Source organism: Butyrivibrio sp. NC2007 (assembly GCF_000421405.1).
Classification (GTDB): Bacteria; Bacillota; Clostridia; order Lachnospirales; family Lachnospiraceae; genus Butyrivibrio.
The window spans coordinates 187371-208171 of record NZ_ATWY01000006.1; the positions used below are offsets into that span (position 1 = coordinate 187371).

General features: G+C 45.6%; 12 protein-coding genes. 5 read left to right on the forward strand and 7 right to left on the reverse strand.

Going from position 1 to position 20801, the window contains the following annotated elements; translation table 11 throughout:
* Nucleotides 1-299: 299 nt before the first annotated feature.
* The 5 genes from G632_RS0106990 to G632_RS0107010 form a co-directional block, all read right to left on the reverse strand.
* Nucleotides 300-1874, reverse strand: coding sequence for a glycoside hydrolase family 28 protein (locus tag G632_RS0106990; RefSeq protein ID WP_022768308.1), 1575 nt, complete (start codon nucleotides 1872-1874; stop codon nucleotides 300-302).
* A 97-nt stretch (nucleotides 1875-1971) separates the two neighbouring features.
* A complete protein-coding gene (locus tag G632_RS0106995; RefSeq protein ID WP_022768309.1) occupies nucleotides 1972-2817 on the reverse strand; it encodes an alpha/beta hydrolase in 846 nt (281 codons plus the stop codon).
* 14 nt (nucleotides 2818-2831) lie between these two features.
* Nucleotides 2832-3341 (reverse strand): hypothetical protein, encoded by a 510-nt coding sequence (locus G632_RS0107000; RefSeq protein WP_022768310.1) that lies wholly within the window; start codon nucleotides 3339-3341, stop codon nucleotides 2832-2834.
* Between the two features lie 144 nt (nucleotides 3342-3485).
* Entirely contained in the window at nucleotides 3486-10301 is a 6816-nt protein-coding gene (locus G632_RS0107005; protein ID WP_022768311.1) for an InlB B-repeat-containing protein, read from the reverse strand.
* Between the two features lie 50 nt (nucleotides 10302-10351).
* Nucleotides 10352-10564 (reverse strand): hypothetical protein, encoded by a 213-nt coding sequence (locus tag G632_RS0107010; protein ID WP_022768312.1) that lies wholly within the window; start codon nucleotides 10562-10564, stop codon nucleotides 10352-10354.
* Between the two features lie 1376 nt (nucleotides 10565-11940).
* Between G632_RS0107010 and G632_RS0107015 the strand changes: the two genes are divergently transcribed.
* From G632_RS0107015 to G632_RS19180, 5 genes are all read left to right on the forward strand, one after another.
* Nucleotides 11941-12765 carry a hypothetical protein gene (locus G632_RS0107015; protein ID WP_022768313.1) on the forward strand — a complete coding sequence of 275 codons (825 nt, stop codon included), beginning with the start codon at nucleotides 11941-11943 and terminating at the stop codon, nucleotides 12763-12765.
* A gap of 111 nt (nucleotides 12766-12876) precedes the next feature.
* Nucleotides 12877-13545, forward strand: a complete 669-nt coding sequence (sdaAB, locus tag G632_RS0107020) for an L-serine ammonia-lyase, iron-sulfur-dependent subunit beta (protein WP_022768314.1) — start codon at nucleotides 12877-12879, stop codon at nucleotides 13543-13545.
* A gap of 1 nt (nucleotide 13546) precedes the next feature.
* The gene (gene sdaAA, locus G632_RS0107025; protein WP_022768315.1) at nucleotides 13547-14428 is read left to right on the forward strand and encodes an L-serine ammonia-lyase, iron-sulfur-dependent, subunit alpha; all 882 of its coding nucleotides are present in this window, start codon (nucleotides 13547-13549) and stop codon (nucleotides 14426-14428) included.
* A gap of 188 nt (nucleotides 14429-14616) precedes the next feature.
* Nucleotides 14617-16680 (forward strand): endo-1,4-beta-xylanase, encoded by a 2064-nt coding sequence (locus tag G632_RS0107030; RefSeq protein WP_022768316.1) that lies wholly within the window; start codon nucleotides 14617-14619, stop codon nucleotides 16678-16680.
* 313 nt (nucleotides 16681-16993) lie between these two features.
* Nucleotides 16994-17896, forward strand: coding sequence for a hypothetical protein (locus tag G632_RS19180; protein WP_051154890.1), 903 nt, complete (start codon nucleotides 16994-16996; stop codon nucleotides 17894-17896).
* 43 nt (nucleotides 17897-17939) lie between these two features.
* Here G632_RS19180 and gtfB read toward each other — a convergent pair whose 3' ends face one another.
* Nucleotides 17940-19265, reverse strand: coding sequence for an accessory Sec system glycosylation chaperone GtfB (gene gtfB, locus G632_RS0107040; RefSeq protein WP_022768318.1), 1326 nt, complete (start codon nucleotides 19263-19265; stop codon nucleotides 17940-17942).
* The gene (gtfA, locus tag G632_RS0107045; protein ID WP_022768319.1) at nucleotides 19262-20794 is read right to left on the reverse strand and encodes an accessory Sec system glycosyltransferase GtfA; all 1533 of its coding nucleotides are present in this window, start codon (nucleotides 20792-20794) and stop codon (nucleotides 19262-19264) included. The genes gtfB and gtfA overlap by 4 nt, the downstream gene beginning before the upstream one ends.
* Nucleotides 20795-20801 lie beyond the last annotated feature (7 nt).

The following is a 20801-nucleotide window of genomic DNA, read 5'->3' on the forward strand; positions in this document are numbered from 1 at the left end:
TCATTGCCAGCTACTGTCTCTGCACATTTTTATCTTCAAGACAGTAACACTCTACCAATCATTGCTTTGATAGCAACTGTCCCTGCTTAATTTTTGATTCATGACAGTTGCCTCCCACCAATCATCGACCTGATAGCTACTGTCCTTGCATAATTTTTGTCTCAAGACAGTAGCACTTGCCAAATCATCAAGATGATGCTAACTGTCCTCTTTGATTTTTCGCTACAGGACAGTACATACCGCCAATCAATAAGTTTTCTCTTACTGTCCAGCCTTCATTTTTCCATCAGACAGTAACATCACCTGTACTCAACCCCATCCAAAGTCTTGCTCTCAACGCCAATCAGCTCCGGCTCTGCATCCACCGAACCACAAATCTCAACGTCCCTGAGCACCAGCTCCTTGACGTTCTTCGCATAGACACTGCGACCGGTCATTTCGTCGAAGTTGTCCATCATTACAGGCCTCTCGGGCACGCGCTCAGCTTCAGTGGCAAAGGATACCTTGATGTCCTCAAAGTGCAGCTCTCCGATAGGGCTCTCCGGCAGTCCTACTGCACAGAGAACGCAGGCAGAAACACCACTTGCCACAATATGTCTGCCACAAATGCTGCCGATCACGGGAGTCATCTCGTCAACCGGCGCCGGTGCCTGATTCTGCACGTAATCGCTGTGTCCGTCAGGATCACAGAAATAGAACATATTTACAGTGAAGGGCATGTGAACGCCCTCCATCACTATATTTTCAAACAAAATGTCATCAAGAATGCTTCTCTCGCCGCGTCCGCGCCTAGTTTTGATGCGAAGTCCCCTGTCGGTGCCTATAAATTCGCACTGGGAAACCCTTACATCCCTTACGCCGCCTGCTGCCTCGGAGCCAACAGTAACGCTTCCGTGGCCTCTCTCAAACTTGCAGTTACGGATCTGCACTCTCTCGGTCACCTTGTGGTGCTTCAGCGCCATGTAATACTTGCCGCTCTTGATGGCCATGCAGTCATCACCAACGGAGATCACGGTCCCAAGAACCCTTACATCGCTGCAGCTCTCAGGATCAAGACCGTCCGTATTCGGTGAATCCGAAGGATTGTGAATATACAAGTTAAGGAAAGCCAGATCCTCACTATAATAAGGATGCACTGTCCAGCAAGGTGAATTCTGCACTGTCACGCCCTGAACCCTTACCTTCTTGCATCTGCACAGGAACAGAGTTTTGGGTCTCCAGGCAATTCTTTTAACCTTGGCATCCTTCCACCAGTCAGAGTTCTGCGCATTTCCGTCAATGACGCCGGGGCCGATAATATCCAGATTCTCCGCATCAATAGCTGTAACGAGTGACGCAAAGTTATCCAGAGGATTGCCCTCCCAGGTGCCCAGATTGTACTCATCAGCTTCATCCGTAGACATAGTCATTCCGGGAAGCACGGGAATCTTGTTCCTATCCGTCTCTCCAAGCAGCACAGCGCCCTCATCAAGCCAGATAGTCATGTCAGACTTAAGGAAAATCGGTGTAGTGAAGTACTTACCTGCCGGCAGATACACGGTTCCATCCTTCGGGCAGGCACAGATAGCCGCCTGAATAGCCGCCGTATCGCTGGTCACACCATCTCCCACAGCGCCGAACTTCCTGACATCCAGAAGCACGGACTCATGCTCTGTCACAATCTCCTTTTCCACAAGCTCTCCGCCTGCATCCACGCCAATCTTATATTTCTTATCAGGTAAAAGACCCATCACCGAAATTACGTTTCTGTCAGTCCTGAGCCTCTCTATGCCATCCACATAAACGCCAAACTCCGCAGCCTGCTTAAACACTGAATCAGAGTCAAGCTCGATGGTCACACTCCTGTTAAAAACCTCTACAATCTTAAAATCCATGAAACCCTCCAAATAATAAAAAAGCTAATATGCAGTTACCTACATATTAGCATATTTCCTATATAAATCCCCGTAAAATCATGAAGTAAAAGTGGCATCAATTTCCCGCAATCCACTCATCAATAACTTCCGCCGTCTCATCCAACTGCTGATCAGCTGTAATCCCCGGCTCGCCGTCGCCCTTCTGGATGCCATAGTTCCCAAAATACGAATGAATACCGCCCTGAATCACATACTCAGTGGCATCCGCCGGCCAGTCCTTCTTAGCCTCTTCGTATTTCTTCATGTTGACAACCTTGTCATTGCTTCCAAGAATTGACAAAAGACGCAGATCCGTGCCTGCCAGTGAATCCACAGGATACGAAGCGCACAAAATCACGCCTTTGAAATTCCCTGCAAAATGATCCCTAACCTCCGTCCCCGGGGTCCATTTTTCAGAATGAGCCACTGACTCCGTCCCCATGGTCCATTCTGCGAGGTAGCGGGTGGCTGCGACGCCGCCAAGGGAGTGGCCTGCCAGGTACCAGTCCAGGTCCTCGACCGAATCGGATTCATCGGGCCTTGCAGCCTTTAAGGTATCCACAGCATTGATACTTAGGAGAGCCACATTGTCTGCCATTTTAGGCAAAAGACATATGTACCCCCGCTCAGCAAGTCGATACATAAGGCCACTGTAAGCCGTGTACTCTACCTTTGCTCCGGGATAAAATACTATTACCGCCCGGTATTCCTGATTCTGTGGCAGAAAAACCATGCCCTCCGGAGCGGTAAAAGTGTGTACTTCCTCCGAAAGGTCATCTGCAAGCTCGGAAATTACTGCATTATCCGCATTATAATAATTGCCGGTGTAGATCTTGAAAGCCACAAAGAAGCCTGCAACGATCAGCACCAGCACTATTATCACGCCAAGTATTATCTTTTTAAATTTGCTCTTGTTATTCAAAAAGCCTCACCAATTCACTGTCTCAGAGCTCTGTCCATTATCTTAACAAGTTCAAGCGCACTGACGAAGTCTACCTTTTCATTCTTTTCCTGGTGGATCACATGTCCCTGCCAGGTGGAATTCTGTCTGTAAACGACCTGGATCACGAAGGTTCCAAGCTTACCCTTTTTATTCTGGACGTTGCGAACGCCGTTAGCCTCGGAGATCACCTCGATAGGAAGCTTGTCCGAGAGATTCTTTTTCTTATAACCGATGTCGTCCCTTGATCCCTTCTTGAAAACACGGGGAGCAAGACCACGCTGTGGGAAATCCCACTCATCAAAGAGCTCTTCAAGCTTCATCATAAAGTCAGTCATACCGTCAAAAGGTATTGGGTTGTCCGCATACTGATGGTATATAAGTCCCTGATAATCTGCGTTGTCGTTGCTCTCAATGCAGGCGCAGATCAGGTTCCTGGCAAATAGCATCTGCTTAGATTGGCTCATATCCTTCTTTAATCCTCTTCTGAAAAATTCTACAATCATAGCTATTATAACCCTTTATGACCTTTAAAGGAACAGATTTCCTAAAGGTTCTTAAGAAAAGGAGCCGTATGATCTGACTCACACGGCCCCTCGCGATAAGAGAAAACTTCCAGCTAAAGTGCCGGTTGCTTCTTTACTTTTTAATTACTTATCTTCCTCTTTTTTTCTTGTGAGTAAAAGAGCTGTTGCAACCGCTGCTGCAACGAGAACTGCGAAGATTCTTCCCGGTACGTTTGCTTCGTCGTCAGTTCTTCCTCTTCTTGCTCCGAGAACTGCTGCTCCGTCAGTTTCTCTTGTTGCTCCGAGAACTGCTGCCGGTGGAGCTGCTAAAGGAGTAGGTGCTGTAGGTGTAGGAGTGTCAGTAATTGTTGTACCGCCTCCTGGAGGAGGTGTAGGTGCATTTGTTACTGTAAGTGTACCATAGGTGTAATTGATTCGGTAGTTGAGATCAAGATTTGTATCTCCTTCAGGAACTGCTACGAATGTGTTGCTACTAAATCCAACTGCTGTCTGTGTTCCTGTTATGTTGTATCTTACCTTGTCGCCTACGCCCCAGTCCTTATCGGCTGTGATGTTTGAATTTGTAAGAGGAGTTCCGTCGTAAACCTTAGTTGCACTGCCTGATGTCAGGTTGATGACCATCGGATAGATGGTAAGTTTTCCTGAATTTCTCTCAACCAGTACGAACTGATCCGTTACATCTACGTCTCCGTCAAATACCTGCATATCACCTACGATAGGAAGCTCGTAATCGCCGGCATTTCTTTCTCTTGTAGGAACTGAAAGTCCCTTAACTGTGAATTCTACGCCATTGATTGTTACTGTAGGATCGCTGCTTTCACCGTCATCAGCATCTGCTTTGATCGGTGCGAACATCTCTCTAAAGAACTCTACTGCTCTGCCTGCTGCCTCAATGATGATGTTCTGTGTAGGGCCTTCACCTCTGAGCTCGTATCTAAAGCCATCATAGTAATTACCGGTGTAATCTCTTTCGGCATCTATTGCTGTTGCATAGATTCTGAACTCTTCGCCCGGGCCAAGAGGCTCGATTGTAAGTGATCCGTCTTCAATAGCAAATGTTACTTCAAAGTTCTTATTATTGTTTGTGAACTGCTTGTCACTAAGGTTCATCGGGTATGTATCAACGTACTTACCCTTAGCTATTGCTTCGCCGGTAAAAGAGATGTAGCTTTCTTTGTAGAGCGGATTAGTAATCGGAGCTACTCTGTATCCTTCAGCCTTCTGTTCCTGTCCGTTGTACTTGACGCTCTTCTTCTCACCCTCGATATTAACTGTTATCTTTGCAGGTGTAATCTTGATGTAGCCATCTTCCTTAGTAATCTTAAGTTTTGACGTTACATCTACTCCATCTGCATTGACGATTACCAGCTCATCACAGGTTGCATCTACATCTTCTTCAGTAACATCAGTTGCTGTTGCACTTGATGTTGCTGTCTGAACAGTGTAGCCACCATCCTCAGGAAGTCCCTGAACTTCTACTGTTGCACCGTGAGCTTCTCCGTCGTACTCAAACTCTCCGCCGGTTGTTATAACTTTGATCTCTCCTGCGAACTCTGTAACCTTAAGAGTTCCGATGGTCTCATCGAGTTCGTAGTTACTCTCCTTAGCTGTTCCGTTCCACTCAAGCTCGTAGCTATTAGGCACATCACCAACGTTTGTGATGGTTCCTTTTGTTGTGAAGGTTGCTGTCTCGTTATTAACAAATCCGGAAATGCTGCCCTCTGCTGTAAGTGGCTTACCATCATATACCTTTTCTGCATCAGGTGTTACGATTGTAAGAGTTGCAGGTGTTACTTCGATTGTATCGTCAACGTATCTGATGTTGTCTTTCAACTTACTTGTTACATCTTCGCCTGCTGCATTCCTGATGATCAGCGTATCTGCTGTTGCTTCTACAGGAGCTGTTGTGACATCTGTTGCTGTTGCGGAAGAAGCTGCTGTATCAAGTCTATAGCCTGTTGGAAGATCAGAAACTTTTACAGTCGCTCCGTGAGGTTTTCCATCGTATGTAAATTTACCACCTGTTGTTGTTACTACTATTTCTCCTGCATACTCCGTTACTGTAAGTTTTCCTACAGACTCAGATTCGATATAGTAGTTGCTTTCCTTGGCTGTTCCATCCCATTCAAGGGTGTAGGTATTATCACTTGTTCCAACCTCTGTCTGGCTGCCGGTTACTGTGAATGTCGCTGTCTCGTCATTTACAAGGCCTGTCATCTTACCGTCTGCTGTAAGAGGTGTTCCATCATAAACCTTCGAACCAGGATCCGTAACAATTGTTATCGGAGCAGGTGTTATTGTAATGCTGCCATCAATCTTTGTGATGTTCAGATCTTCTGTAACGTCATCGCCTGCTACATTTCTGATGATCAGTGTATCTGCTGTTGCAGGTACAGCTGTTTCAGTAACGTCTGTTGCCTTAGCTGAAGACTCTGCTTTCTCTAAAGTATATCCTTCAGGAAGCTTGGATACTGTTACAGTTGCGCCTCTCTCACTGCCATCATATACGAACTCTCCACCTACTGTAGTTACTGTGATTGCAGCTGTGCTCTCAGTAATCTCAAGTATCCCAAGATTCTCAGAAACCGTGTAGTCTCTCTCGTCTGCTGTAGCACCTTCCCAATCCAGTGTGTAAGTGTTGATTACTTTACCCGGAGTTGTAATTGTTCCGGTTGTTGTGAAGGTTGCTGTCTCACCATTTACAAATCCGCTGATGGTTCCTTCTTTTGTAAGGGGTGTTCCATCATAAACCTTTGATGCAGGTGGGGTAGTAACTGTAAGGGTTGCAGGTGTTATTTCTACCTTATTGCTCTTCACTTCACCAAGAACAAATGTTATTGCTTTGCTGTCAAAGAGTGAACTTATATTCTTGAACTTACTTGCATCCAGCGATATCTCTTTTGACTCATAAACATGTGTTGCGGAAATATCAGTCTCTCCGTTGTAATCGACATACTCTGCTTTATAATTTGAATCTCCTGCGATGTCTGTTACTACGAATTTAGTTACTGTTACTTCCTGTCCATTGTAAACCTGAGTCTTCTGAGTACCTTCAACAGTTACTGTTATCTGCTTAGGGCTGTAAAGTACGTAGATTATGTTGTCATTGCCCTTATGTACTGTGTAAGGAGCGTCGATCTGAACACCGTCCTGATATCCAACGTTCGGTCTATAAGCGTTAAGCTGTGTGCCGTTAAGGGCAATTTGTGCTCCTACTCTTGCTGTCGCCGGGTCTGACTCTCCAAGGTAGTGTGCCAGATCGGTTCTTGTTGTAACCTCACCCTTGTAGTACTCAATAATGTAGGTACCTGTTACACATTCCCAAACTGCGTAGAGCTCATTTGGAAGCTTGTTGTTATCAGCTGCTATATTTTCTCCGGCATTGATCTCAACCTTAGCGTCTTCGCCACCGGTTCTGCTCCAGCCCTTGAATTCGTAGCCTTCTCTTGTAAATCCGCACTGCTCTGCTGTGAGAGCGATAACCTTCTCGTTTACAAGGATTGGTGCTGTCGTTACGTCACTGCCCTGTCCGCCGTTTGGCTTGTAGGTGATAGTTGTTGTAACTCCTGCATCTCCGCCTGTCTTGATGTACTGAGCGATAAGTGTTACCTGACCGTTCTTTACATAAGCAGGTGTGATCTCAAAGCATCCGTTTGGATAGCAGATAATCTGTGCACTATCGCCATCGATTGTCCATCCAACGAAGGTATATCCTGAAGCCGGTGTAGGAGGTGCGCCTACAACTACGTTTGAACTTGATGAGTAGTTATATTTATCTTCAGGTGCGTTACTTCCGCCGTTTGCGTCATAGACTACCTTAACTGTTCCGGGGTTACGCCACTTAGCTACCAGTTTAGTATCATGAGTTACTCCGCCGTAGCCGTAAGGTGCGCCGTTCTCATACCATCCCATGAGTTCATAGCCATCTTTTGTGGTATTCATTAGTGAAGTCTTATTTACTGTATCACCATAGTCAAGCTCGAAGGATTGGTCCTGTCCTGTAGGAAGTGTTCCGCCTACTGCGTCCAGAGTTACTGTATATCTCACAGGTACATAGCATCCGTAAACTACCATGTTAGCTGCCGGCATCTTACCTGTCCATACAAATGGCTTTGTTCCGGCTGCATCCAGGAACCAGCCGTTAAACTTGTAGCCCGGTTTGCTTTCATCAAATTCAGGAATGTCAGGAGCCTGTCCTGAATATGGTGATATAAGTGCGTCGTATGGTACACCTGTTACAGTCTTAAGTGTTGTAAGATTTTCTCTGTAGTTTTCTATAAAGGTGATGTCATATTTAAGTCTCTCGAAGCGGATTTCAAGTACTGTATATCCGCTGCTAACCGAGACGTATTTGCCATCAGAACCCACAGCGCTGGTCCATGATCCCCATTGTTTGTTCCTATAAGTTCTATAGCTATGTGCTTTGAAGCCATTATACTTATCTGTGATATGGAAAGTACCGCCACCGGCTTGTGTAGTATATGCCGGATCTGAAGGCCATGTTTCGTCAGTGTTCTGAGTATAGAATCTTATGGTTGCACTGCCTTCTAAGTCTTCGCCATACTGGTTAAGTGTCTTTCCATCTTCGGAAACACCGCTAAGTCCTTTGAACAGGAATGCATCGAGGAATGTAAGTCTTGTTCCACTTGCATCTCCGCTACTTCCGCCGTTATCGTACCAGGCATGAGTTGTTGGCCAGGTGTAGCCATTCTGAGCTAGTGTCTGTCCGTAAAGGCCTGTGTAGGTAGATGTTATATCCCATTGATGATATGAACCCCAGCCACTTCCATGTTTCTCCCATGTATGGAAGTTTATGGTCATGAGGTCTCGATCAAAGTATACGTTAACAATTGTGTCACCTTTTGCTCTGATCTCGGTTACAGGTATGTCCTGATCGCCCTTTTTCCTGATAACTTCGCACCAGCTGTAGTGGAAGCCTTCAGAGCCCTGATTTTTGTAATTATTACCGATTGAAGAATCGATGTGGGCACCGGTTCTTCCGGTCTCGGTAAAGCTGGTCTTGTAGTCATAGGTCTTTTGCGAATTATCAGTTGTGTTCTTGCTATCAGAAATCTTCTGCTGCCAGATGATAACTGTATACTGGGTATCTTCAGCAGGTGTCCACTTTGCGTAAAGGGTTACGTCCTTAGTGAGAGTGGAGTTCCATGCAAACTCATCACCAACAACCTGGCCATCGCCTTCACCTTTATTTTCGTACCATCCGCCAAACACATATCCTCTTCTGGTAGGATCAGCCGGCTTTACATCTATTGGCTTCTGATCTTCGAATACAGATACAGGACCTGTGAAGGATGCTCCACCGTGGTCATCACCGTCGTTTTCAACGAATGTGATCCAGTGAGCTTTCATTATTACAGGATATACTGTGCTGTGCTCTCTTGCATTAACTTCCGGATAAAGAGTTGTGTCACCTTCTTCTATTGTCCATCCTCTGTGTGCGTCGTCAGCATCTTTAGGAGTTACATGTACATCACCGGTTTCGATATTTGCAGGCGCGTCTCCTTCAACGACTTTCTGTTTAACCTGAGTTACTTCTTTGTCAACGCCGATGAATGTCAGGTAGAATGTGGTTTCAATCTTAGCGTAGCACTCGATGGTCTTTTCTTCTGTGATACCGGTCTTTGGAACGAATTCTACAGCTTCATTATCATCTTTATAGAACCATCCCTTGAATTCCTGGTTATCTCCAAGAGTAGGAACTCCGGGGTTTATAAGCTCTTCGCCTTCTTTGACGGTCTGCCTTGAGAACTCTGTATCGCCGTTCATGAAGACGTAGGTGTTTGTTACTATTTCAGTTGCAGGATCGATAATCTCAGTATCGGTTCCTACTACAATGTAAATTGAGAACTGATTTGCTTCGAATTCAGCTCCGCTTGCACTTGCGCTTGCGATTACATCTGCGTTACCTGAATCATCTTTATGTACAACGCTGAAAGATTCACCTTCAAGTTCAGAAGCGAGGGAAATTGAAACATGTACATATCTTGCATCTGCAGGCTCGATCTCTTCGCCGTCTGCATTTCTGAATGTAATGTCTACACCTTTTGCTGTCTGTGCTGCTTCGCCGATAGCGTCTTTAGCTGCATTAAGGGCTTCGTCATCTGATATTGCAGATACGTTCATTGTTGTGCCCTCAGGGAAAATTCCCTCATCAGCTGATACTGAAACGTTCATTCCACCTGAACTTCCGCTAAAACTCTGTGCAGGCATCTCTGACAGCTTCATGAAGTTTGCTGTAAAGGTTGCATCTTCTTCTATATTAGAAGGAACGAAGGTTGATTCTCCGCAAACTGTATTACCATCTGCATCTACCCATGCAACAAACTGGTAATACTTATTAACTGCTGATGCTGTGGATCCTTCAAATTTTGCTTCCTCATCGTTAATGTCGATGGTCTCGCTTGAATTTGAAACTTTTCCACCAAGAGAAGCTGTGTAAGATACTGTTACCAGTTTCTTCTTTGCTTCCTTCTCAGCTGCTTCCTTCTCGGCCTTTTCCTTAGCCTCTTTTTCAGCCAGCTCAGCGAGCTCTTCTTCTGTAAGCTCTTTTTCCTCGAGCTCTTCATCTGTGGGTTCGTCTTCGATAGGTTCGCCTTCTATGGATTCGCCATCTGTAGGCTCACCTTCGATATTCTCACCCTCAGTGGGCTCGGCGTCCTGAATTGTCTCATCGTTCTGAATCGGATCATCTGCAGGCGCAGGATCTTCAGTTTCAGCCTCCACATATTCAGGCTCTGCTGCCGGCTCTTCAACTACAGGTTCCTCTACTACTGTCTCCTGTGGCTGTGCATCGCCGACATCCTGAACAACGTCGTCGTCAGCAAATACTCTTACGGTTGCGAGATCACTGTTGAAAGTAGTCGCAACGAGAGCAATTGCCAGAATGAATGATAAAATTCTGTTCCATTTTCTCAACATAGCGGAATCCTCCCTCACAAGAATTTTGCTAGTTAATAGGTACAAATGGGTTACGCACTACCCTTTTGGGCAAGTTCACTGCCCCTTGCTGCGTTGATTGCCTCGTCTACCAGTTGAAGCAATTCCAGAGCACTTCGGAAATGCTCTGTAGTATCCTCATCCGCCCACACAACTTTTCCCTGCCAGGTACCTTTTTGGCAATCCTCCACTTTGATAATGAAGGTTCCCTTATTCTTCCCACTTAGGTGATTCTGACGTTTCATACGCTTTACCTCGTGTCATGTTTCCAGGCTATTTCGCCTATAAGATTGACAATAGGTTTCCCTTGTATCTATATGATACAAATTGCACAATCATACAAATAATCATAGGAATGCCCGTATTTTGTGGATTTGGCTTAAACTATTATTAACAAGATGAAGGGGTAATAAAGAAAATTAACACAAAATAAAGAAAATATTATGTGTTTAATCATAGTTTTCTGACTTTTTAGCGCTTGATGATTGGTTTTTGATTTAATCCTTTGTGCAATTTTACGAAATACGAAAACGATTGAAACTGCATAAATATTAGGGTTTCAGGGACTGCGGATTGGGCGCCATTCGGCGCCTTTCGGCGCCCGATCCGCTGTTTTGAAATTCTTAAGAAATCTTAAGAATTTTCGACGGTAAATCTTAAGATTTTTGTGCTAAGCTAGTATTCATGCGGGTTTGCGGGTGTATACAAAAATCCTGCGCGCTTTTATGATTGCGGAGGGGCTGGTAATCGGTTGCACGTGGCGGCTGGTTGCAACTCTTGTGCAAGTATTCTTGTGTGGCGGCTGGAGCTATAGTGGCGGCTATTGGATGCGCGTGGTGGCTGGTTGCGACTCTTGTGCAAGTTTAGCTTGGGTGGTGGCTGGAGCTGAAGTAACGGCTATTGGATGAGCGTGGTGGCTGGAAGGCTCGCGAATTGGCCTGTGCTACTGTCCTTAATCACTTTCATTCTCTGGACAGTAACCAATTTCTTGGTTACTCCCGACCACTACTGTCTCTGGTAAATTCTCTCATCCAGACAGTAGCGTTATCTAAGGAGTTCTTCAGAGCTCTACTGTCCCGAAGCATTTTCTTCTTAAGGACAGTTGCTCTTCCTCGACATGTATTCAGACCTCTACTGTCTCATTTAAATTTGCACAAAGGACAGTAGTCTCCCCTCGACATGTACTCAGACCTCTACTGTCTCATTTAAATTTGCACAAGGGACAGTAGCCTCCCCCTAACATGCGCTCAGACCTCTACTGTCTCATTTAAATTTGCTCGAGGGACAGTAGCCTCCCCTTGACATGTGCTCAGACCTCTACTGTCTCATTTAAATTTGCTCAAGGGACAGTAGCCTTCCCTCGACATGTATTCAGACCCCTACTGTCTCATTTAAATTTGCTCGAGGGACAGTAGCCTTCCCTCAACATGTACTCAGACCACTACTGTCTCATTTAAATTTGCATAAGGGACAGTAGCACCCGGCAGAACTTCGGCCATCCGCGACATTATTGCCTGCCAAACAAGTAAAAACCTGCAGGATTCTGTCCGACATGAATACAAACCTCGCATAAATAGCAAAAAAGAAATAAAAAAGAAAGGAAACACAATCAGAACCAGAAATGAATCAAAGAAATTATCTAAATGAGGAGCTAAACAGACTAGACAGGCTCATAAAGATCAATAGTGCCAATCTAAAGAAGCATAAAGACATCAAATCTGAAAACATCTTGATTTCGAGCTCCAGTAATGGAATCCCACAATTTAAAGTCCGCAATGCAGACAGCGCAACCACTCGAGAGGAAATATATACGGGCAGGTCTTATGTCCGCCAGTCAGACCTCGCTCCCATCAAGAAGCTCGTCCAGAAGCAGTATGAGGAGCGCCTGCAGAAGGCGCTCCTCGCGAACCGAAGTCGGCTTGCGAGGTTCATCAAGAATTACGACTATGATTTTGTGGATCAGGTCTACCAGAAGTCAGCATTTGCAAGGAAGCAGTATATATCGCCGATCATTGAACCGCGGGATGAATTCATAAAGGACTGGTACGAGCAACATCCCGGAGGGATGAATCCTTATGATGATCCGCCGGAGCGCGATACATTAAGAGGAGAAAAAGTCCGCACAAAGAGCGAACAAATTCTAGCAGATACCTTCTATCGTTTAGGCATTCCGTATCAATACGAGCCTGAATTTGTCTTAAATACCGGATATTGCAAATATCCGGATTTCGTACTTCTAAATGTAATCCAAAGAAAAACGTATTACTGGGAACACATGGGCCTTACAGATGAGTTTGATTACGCCACAAAAAACTTCAAGAAACTCCTGGTCTATGAGAGAAACGGTCTGATTCTTGGCGAAAACCTCATACTTTCACTTGAAACAGAAGACATGCAGCTGGACATGAAGATGGTTGACAGGAAAATCCGGGAATATCTGCTCTGATTTCCAAGCCAATCCATTAAGCGTATAATTATATTGGGATGAGCTATTCACCACCATTGCAATAGCTTCATCATTAAACCAATATTTTACCCACCAACCGGAGAACATCACATGAACATCTTCGACATCATCGGCCCTGTCATGATCGGGCCCTCAAGTTCACATACAGCAGGCGCTGTGCGCCTTGGACGCGTAGTCAACAAGCTGATTGACGAGCGCCCACTCAAAAAAGTTGAGATCACACTCTCAGGCTCATTCGCTCAGACCTACAAGGGCCACGGCACGGACAAAGCACTCCTCGCCGGAATCATGGGCTATAAGAGCTATTCCCCTGAGATCCGCGACGCCCTCGCAATAGCCGACAGCCGTGGAATCAGCTATACCTTCAAAACCGAGAACATCAAAGGCGCGCATCCTAACACCGCCCTGATACACTACTTCCTTGAGGACGGCAGCGAAGGCAGCATGCAGGGTGCCAGCATCGGTGGCGGAAACATCCTCGTAAACCGTATAAACGGCATGAATGTTGAGTTTAACGGCGATGCCAACACGATCCTTATCATGCACAAGGACACGCCGGGCGTCATCGCAAGCGTCACAAACCTCATGCACTGGGAGTACGAGAGCCTCAACATCTCAGGTTTCCACCTCTCCCGAGACGAGAAAGGCGGAGACGCCATCATGACCATCGAGATAGACAGCAATCCCCCGGAGCAGCTTATAAGCGACATCCGCGGCATTGAACACATCACCAACGCAATCCTGATAAGAAGGGTATGACATGTTAAAATACGAATCTTTGGCAGAACTTGTAAGCGAAGCCACTAAACGAAATATCAAAATAAGCGAACTTGTCCTTGAGGACCAGGCCAAAAGCATGGAGAAATCAGAGCTTGAGCTCTATGAACAGATGGAGCTTAACTTCAGCATAATGAAGGACTCCGTAGCCGACGGTATGCGCAAGGACCAGCGCTCCACATCCGGCCTTACAGGTGGCGAAGGCTACCTTATGTCAGAATATGTCAAAAGAGCTGACGGCGGCCTTTCAGGAACTTTCATGTCCAAAGCGATTGCCCGTGCCCTGGCAGTAGCAGGCTGTAACGCCTCCATGGGCAAGATCGTGGCAGCCCCAACAGCCGGCAGTTGCGGAGTACTCCCGGGATGCCTTGTCAGCCTCTACGAAGACAGAGCTTTTCCGGAAAAAGACCTTGTAATGGCCATGTTTACTGCAGGAGCCGTTGGAATGGTCATCGCAAACCGCTCAAGCCTCGCTGGAGCCCAGGGCGGATGTCAGGCAGAATGCGGAAGCGCATCAGCCATGGCAGCTGCAGCTCTCGTTGAAGTCATGGGTGGAACACCTGCGCAGTGCTCCGATGCCTGCGCCATGGCCATCTCAAACCAGATGGGCCTTGTCTGCGACCCCGTGGCCGGTCTTGTGGAAATCCCTTGTATCAAGCGCAACGTATCGAGCCTGATGATCGCTTTTTCCAGCGCAGACATGGCACTTGCCGGCATACAGGCCAAGATCCCTGCAGACGAGTGCATGGACGCCATGCGAGAAGTAGGAGAAGCTCTTCCAAGCACTTTAAAAGAGACAGCTAAAGGTGGTCTTGCAACCACTCCAACAGGCCAAAAGCTCAAGGATCAGGTCTTTGGAACTTAATCAGAATTCGTCAAAAGTTCACATTTTATCGCATTTTCTGGCAAGCCGGCAGCACTTTTTGAGAAGTGCCTCCGGCTTCTAATTGTTACAATAAAAGTGCTCGAGCTAGCTAGATGACGCGAATATTGTTTGGGGGAACAATATCTGCAAAGACACAAAAATAAAACTTAATAATGTGGGGAAAATGTATGAAAAATTATTCAAAGATCATCATTGCAAGGCTCACGGTGCTCATCATGCTTGTTTGCTCCATCGGACTTTCTTTCAAAGTCGACGCACAGGCAGCTGATAACACCCTTCTCAACACCTATGGTGCACAGTACGGATATTCCGGAACATGTATCAATCTTTACCAGCTCAGAGACGCTAATCAGCTCAGTCTTTTAAAACAGCAGTACAACAGCATAACGCTTGAAAACGAGATGAAGCCCGATGCACTTCTTGGAAATTCCGCAAGACTCATCAGTGTCAGCGAAGCCAAGAACAGAGGCTACTACATCCCTGACAGCTACAAGGAATCCTACGTTCCGCAGATCAATTTCAGCACAGTCGATGAAGTCATGAAGATCTGCTACCAGAACGGTCTGAAGATGAGAGCTCACACGCTTGTTTGGCACTCTCAGACACCAAGCTGGTTCTTCAGAAACGGATATAACGGAAACAGCTCTTTTGTCAATTCATCAACCATGGACGCCAGGCTTGAGATGTACGTTAAGACCGTGATGAACCACGTCTACCTCAGCGATTACGGCAGTGTTGTCTATGCATGGGACGTTGCCAACGAAGTCATCCACGCCTCAAACTCAGGCTGGGAGGCAGTTTACGGCAACAACAAGACAAACGCTTCTTATGTTAAAAAAGCTTTCAACTACGCCTACGACTGTCTCGATTATTTCGGTCTTACGGACTCGGTAAAGCTCTTTTACAACGATTACAATACGTACATGGAAGTTAACAACGTAATCACACTTGTGAATTACATTAACCAGGGCAAAAAAGTCTGCGCCGGCATTGGAATGCAGTCGCACCTTGGAACGAACTTCCCTTCAGCAGATTCTTATGTAAGCGCCCTCAACTCCTTCTTAAAGGCAGGTTTTGAAGTTCAGATCACAGAGCTGGACATCACCAACAAGGGCGATTCAGATATGGCAAACTACGCTTACAACCTCTTCAAAGGCATCAACAATGCCAAGAAGAACGGCGGTAAGATCACAGGCATCACATGGTGGGGACTTTCAGACCAGACAACATGGATCAGCAATTCCGCTCCTCTTCTGTTCTCAAGACCCGGCCAGCCCAAGCAGGCCTACAGCAAAGTACTCCAGGCCTACACAGATGTCTTTGGCCAGGGCAGCAGCGTAACACCACAGCCCACACCTACACCACAGCCAAGCACTAAGACAGCTCACATCGACGATGGCTGGTATTATATCAAGAACACTCTTTCACAGAAGTACCTGTCAGTTGAGGGCAATCCTTCCTCAAGCTGGGCAAATGTATGCATCAGCAGCGGAACAGGCGTTGACGGTCAGAAGTGGTACGTTGCAAACACATCAGACGGCTACATCACACTGACCACCATGCTCGGCAGCTACAGCCTCGATGTTTCCTACGGCGACGCGGCAGATGGCACCAATGTTGGAATTTACAGCAGTTATGACGGAGATCCACAGAAATTTGTGGTAAAAGAGACAGGAAATAGCGGAGTTTATACCATCGCAACCAAGTGCTCAAACGGAGCCAGCGGACTTGATGTTTATGAGAAAAAGACATCTGACGGCACCAACGTTTGCGAGTGGACCTACAACGGCGGCACAAACCAGCAGTGGTCCTTTGAAAAGGTAGATAACGGCTCATCTTCACAGCCCACACCTACTCCCGAGCCGGAGCCCACTCCTGAGCCCGAGCCGGAGCCCACTCCTGAGCCCGAGCCGGAGCCACAGCCAGATCCAACTCCTGTAGCATCCGGCCTTGAAGCAACAGCTTCCATCAACAGCTGGGGCAGCGGCTACCAGGTAAGCTTTAAGGTTACCAACAACACAGGAAACACAGTAAACAGCTGGACTCTCAAGGTTCCCACAAGCCAGCTCAACATGAACTCCTCCTGGAACGTTAATGTAACCAAGCAGGACAGCAACTACGTTATCACACCCGTTGACTGGAACAGAACCATTCCAAGCGGATCATCCGTAGAATTCGGCTGCATCGGCAGCGGCCAGATCGGCAACTCACTCTCTCTTACTATAGAGTGATTAACTTCATAGATCCTTCTTAGAAAGGCGCAGCCCTCCGGGGCTGCGCCTTTTCCTTGAGTCACCGGGTGAGTCACCGAGGACGTTTCACTTTGTCTCATTTTGAGTCAATGGGGACGGTTCTCTTTGACTCCCTCACCTTAAGGAAATCTTAAGAATTCTTCATAAAGTCTTAAAGACTTTTGGTATGCTCATGTGATAATATCTCCTTTGTGCTCCTCTTGAGCACGTTCTATGGCACTTCGCCATCTATCATTCCAGGTATGCGCATACATTGGATATCACAAAGGCAACACAAAGGAGGAATCAACAATTGCCATCTAATTCAATAACGAGCCCCAAGTACAAAGACTCTGTCTTTAGAATGCTCTTTAACGACAAAAAAGAGCTTCTGTCACTCTACAATGCACTGAACAATTCAAACCACACAAACCCTGATGATATCATCATCAACACCATCGGCGACAGCACGTTCCTAAAGGTCAAGAATGACGTCTCATTCATCTTCAACTATGAGCTAAATGTATTCGAGCATCAGTCAACTCCATGCCCCAACATGCCACTGAGAGACCTGTTTTACGTTGCGAAACTCCTCAAGAAAATCACTCAGGAGGATGACTTGTACGCTTCCAAACTGGTCAAGATACCCACTCCGAAATTCTATGTCTTTTACAACGGCACAGAACCCCTTCCGGATGAAAAGATCTATCGCCTCTCCGAACAATTTGAGAAGCAGACAGCAACTCCCGATATCGAGCTCACTGTCACAGTTCTCAACATCAACGAAGGCAACAATCAAAAGCTCATGGATGCCTGCAACACCCTAAAAAGCTATAGCATTTTCGTATCGCTCGTGAGAAAATATATAAAAGAGATACCGAAAGACATTGATGATAAAGAGGAAGAAATCAAGTCAGCTATTAATCATGCCATTCAGGATTGCATTGACCAGGACATCCTGAAAGCCTTTTTTGAAAAGCACAGAAGAGAGGTACAAGACATGACATATTGGGATTACAATGAAGAACTTCACAATAAAACTATTGCTACGGAAGCCACTGAGAAAGCAGCATTAGAGATAATACGATTTGGACGTGAAGATGCTATACCAGACGAAAAGACCCGTCTCAGAATAAAAAGGCTTGGTTTATCCGATGCCACCATCGATGAACTCTTCGCTCAGATTGATGCCGAAACCGCCAACTTAATACAATAATAATTAAGGCGCAGCCCTACGGGGCTGCGCCATTTTAATGCATTTAGATTTTCAAAAATTCATTATAACTCTCTTTCGTCTCACTCATAGCATGGGCGTGCTGTTGTTCTATAAGCTCCCTGCGCAGCTCTTCATCCTCAGCAGCTTTCTTAAGTGTTTCCGTGAGCAGTTCATAGTCACCTGCCTTAAACCTCAGCTGCTCTGATACAACATGATCATTGTGCATCACATCCTTAAAGGCCAGAATCAGATGATTATGTAAGAATGCTCTCTCTCCGGCTCCCAGTATCTCCTTGCCACGGTTTATATCAAGCATGAAATCACAGTTTTCAAACAGCTCCGTTGCTCTCTTTTCGCGAACATTGGGATAGAGCCTTACGTTTTCGTAGCGGTCCAGAGACAAGAGCTTATTGCTCATCTCCGTAACTGCTGCCACGTGTATCATAAAGTCAGGCAGCGCTTTAATAATGTCCTCCAGGTTCTCCACATCATCTGAATTGGTAAAGATCACCACTTCCTTTTTTCCGGTATTCTCTTTCTTGAAATCATAATGATAGCCAAGAAGACCGTATTTTCCTTTATCCAAATTCAGGCTTTCCATACGTTCAAAGACCCGGCGATACATGACGGCTATCTTTTTGGTCCTGCAGTCCTTATTATTAAAGATATTCTTCATATTCTGGGGAATATCATCCTTTATACCCTCCTGCCAGAAAAGGACATCATTTCCGGAAATTCCCTGTTGCTGCAGCTTTTCAGACACAAAGAAAGGTGTTGAAAGAGAATTGTATAAGATCCTGTCAAGATCATAACCTCTCTCCTTAAGATAATAGACAACGAAATCAGTCTTGTTCTTAAAGAACACTTCGTTTTTGTCTTTCTTAAGGATTATGTGACCGGTGGCAAAATTCTCCACGATTTTTTCTTTTCCATCCTGGTCAAAGTAGGTCTTAAAGAGCATCTTCTCATTGTTAAGGGTAGTTCTTGCAAAGCACCTACCAAAGCGGTTGTAATGATCTGACCACCTGACTTTCCCTGCCTCATCCACCTCATCAACTATCCTGATAAATCTCTTTTCCTTGGGCTCAGCATAATAAACTCTGGATCTGATAGTATTATTTTCATAAATAATTGCATTGCCTGCATCAGATTTTATCTCCTGATGGGATGGTCGCTCAAGACGACTAAAAAACAGAGGCTTGCCTTCAGCCTTATAATCCCCAATATAATAGCTGTATGGTGACTCTACTCCCTCAGGATGGAAGCCATCGTACAGTACACTGATGGCAGGACAGTCAAACTGACAGTTCTTTATGGATTCTATCAGTTTCTCCGAATAATTGTTTATCTGATCTGCAAGAATTATCATAATTCCTCCAAAAGCGTCTTCATTTTCTTTTCAATCTTCTCTGTCAGGAAATCTTCAGCGATTATATAAGAGTGCATGGAGAATTCCGACACATGATCCTCGTTAAAGAGCTTATCTATCCTGTCAGCAAATTCCAAGATCAGAGCCTTGCTGTCAAGAACCTCATCCTTAGTGTATGGTATTAGATACCCGTTTTTGCCATCCTCAATAAAAGTCTGATTGCCATAGGGCACATCAAGCCCGATCATGGGAAGTCCCGAGCCAACTGCCTCCATAAGAGAAAGGCCAAAGCCCTCGCTGGTAGAACCTGCGATATATCCGCTGTAATCTTTGTATAGCTCATCCATCTTTTGGTGGCCCCTGAGCTTTATATAGTCTCCGGCATTGTTCTCCTTTATGATATCAGTTATTCTTTTCTCCTCAACGCCCCTTCCAAAAATATCGAGGGTCAGGTCCGGTACTTTTTTCCTTGCCTCCACCACTGCTCTGACAATCCAGTCTATATGTTTCTCAGGAGCAAGACGGGAAACAGTACATAGCGCATGGGTCTTTCTTGCATTCTCGGGGCGTCTGAGTTTATCGAGACTTCCAACAGGGATTGCCACAATTTTGGGCTTCCTGTCAAAATACTTTTTGAACTGCCTTTCCATATTCTCTTTCTGTTTCTCAGTGGATGTGATAAAGAAATCCACCTCTTCCGAATGATGAAAAGGATATTCATAAAAATTATTCCAAAGGATATTATCCTCGTCAGTCATGTTCTCGCTGAAGTGCTCAGCATGTATAACTACTCCAAGCTTGTGGTTTCCGCGACATTTGAATATTGCCTGTCCCATAAGCGTTGTCCTGTCAGCAATTATGATATCGCCATCCTCCATGGGGAGTCTCTTCATGAAATCCTCAGCAAGTTCCATCTTGGAGTAAAAGATTTTATCAGGAAACTTGTATAGACAGCTCTTTTCCCACATATCTTTATTAGAGGTATAAGTAAGATATTCTTCAAAGGCTGTAGAACCGTCTCTGTTAAAGAATCTTCGCATATATACCCTGGCCTGCCCCTCAAAAGGCGCTGAGTACTCAGAAAAAACCTTTCCGGAGGTATAATAATCTGTCCTTATAAGGAATCCTTCGTCAACAAATTCTACCTTACACACCTTATCCGGATTGGTCCTTGAAAAAAAGACAGTCAGGAACCTGTTATCTTCCTTATAGACATACTGCTTCTTCGCAGGGGATAAAACATTTATCGTGTAATCACCTGCGGGAAAAGAAGGTGCGATATCCTCCTCTTTAAGAGAGCATGGTTCAATAGTAAAATCCGTGTAAAACTCGTAAAGCCAGATGACCTCATCGTCCTCAAAATACAATGCCTGTGTCATTTCCTGGATGTTGTCTCCACGCATGATATCTGTAAAGATAAATTTTGCGGGGATTCCAAGTTCCCTGAGTATCTTTCCTCTGTATGACTGGGCATATTCAACGCCGCTGCTGGCCCAGCCAATTCCCTGATTGATGTTGTAAACAGTCATTTTCACT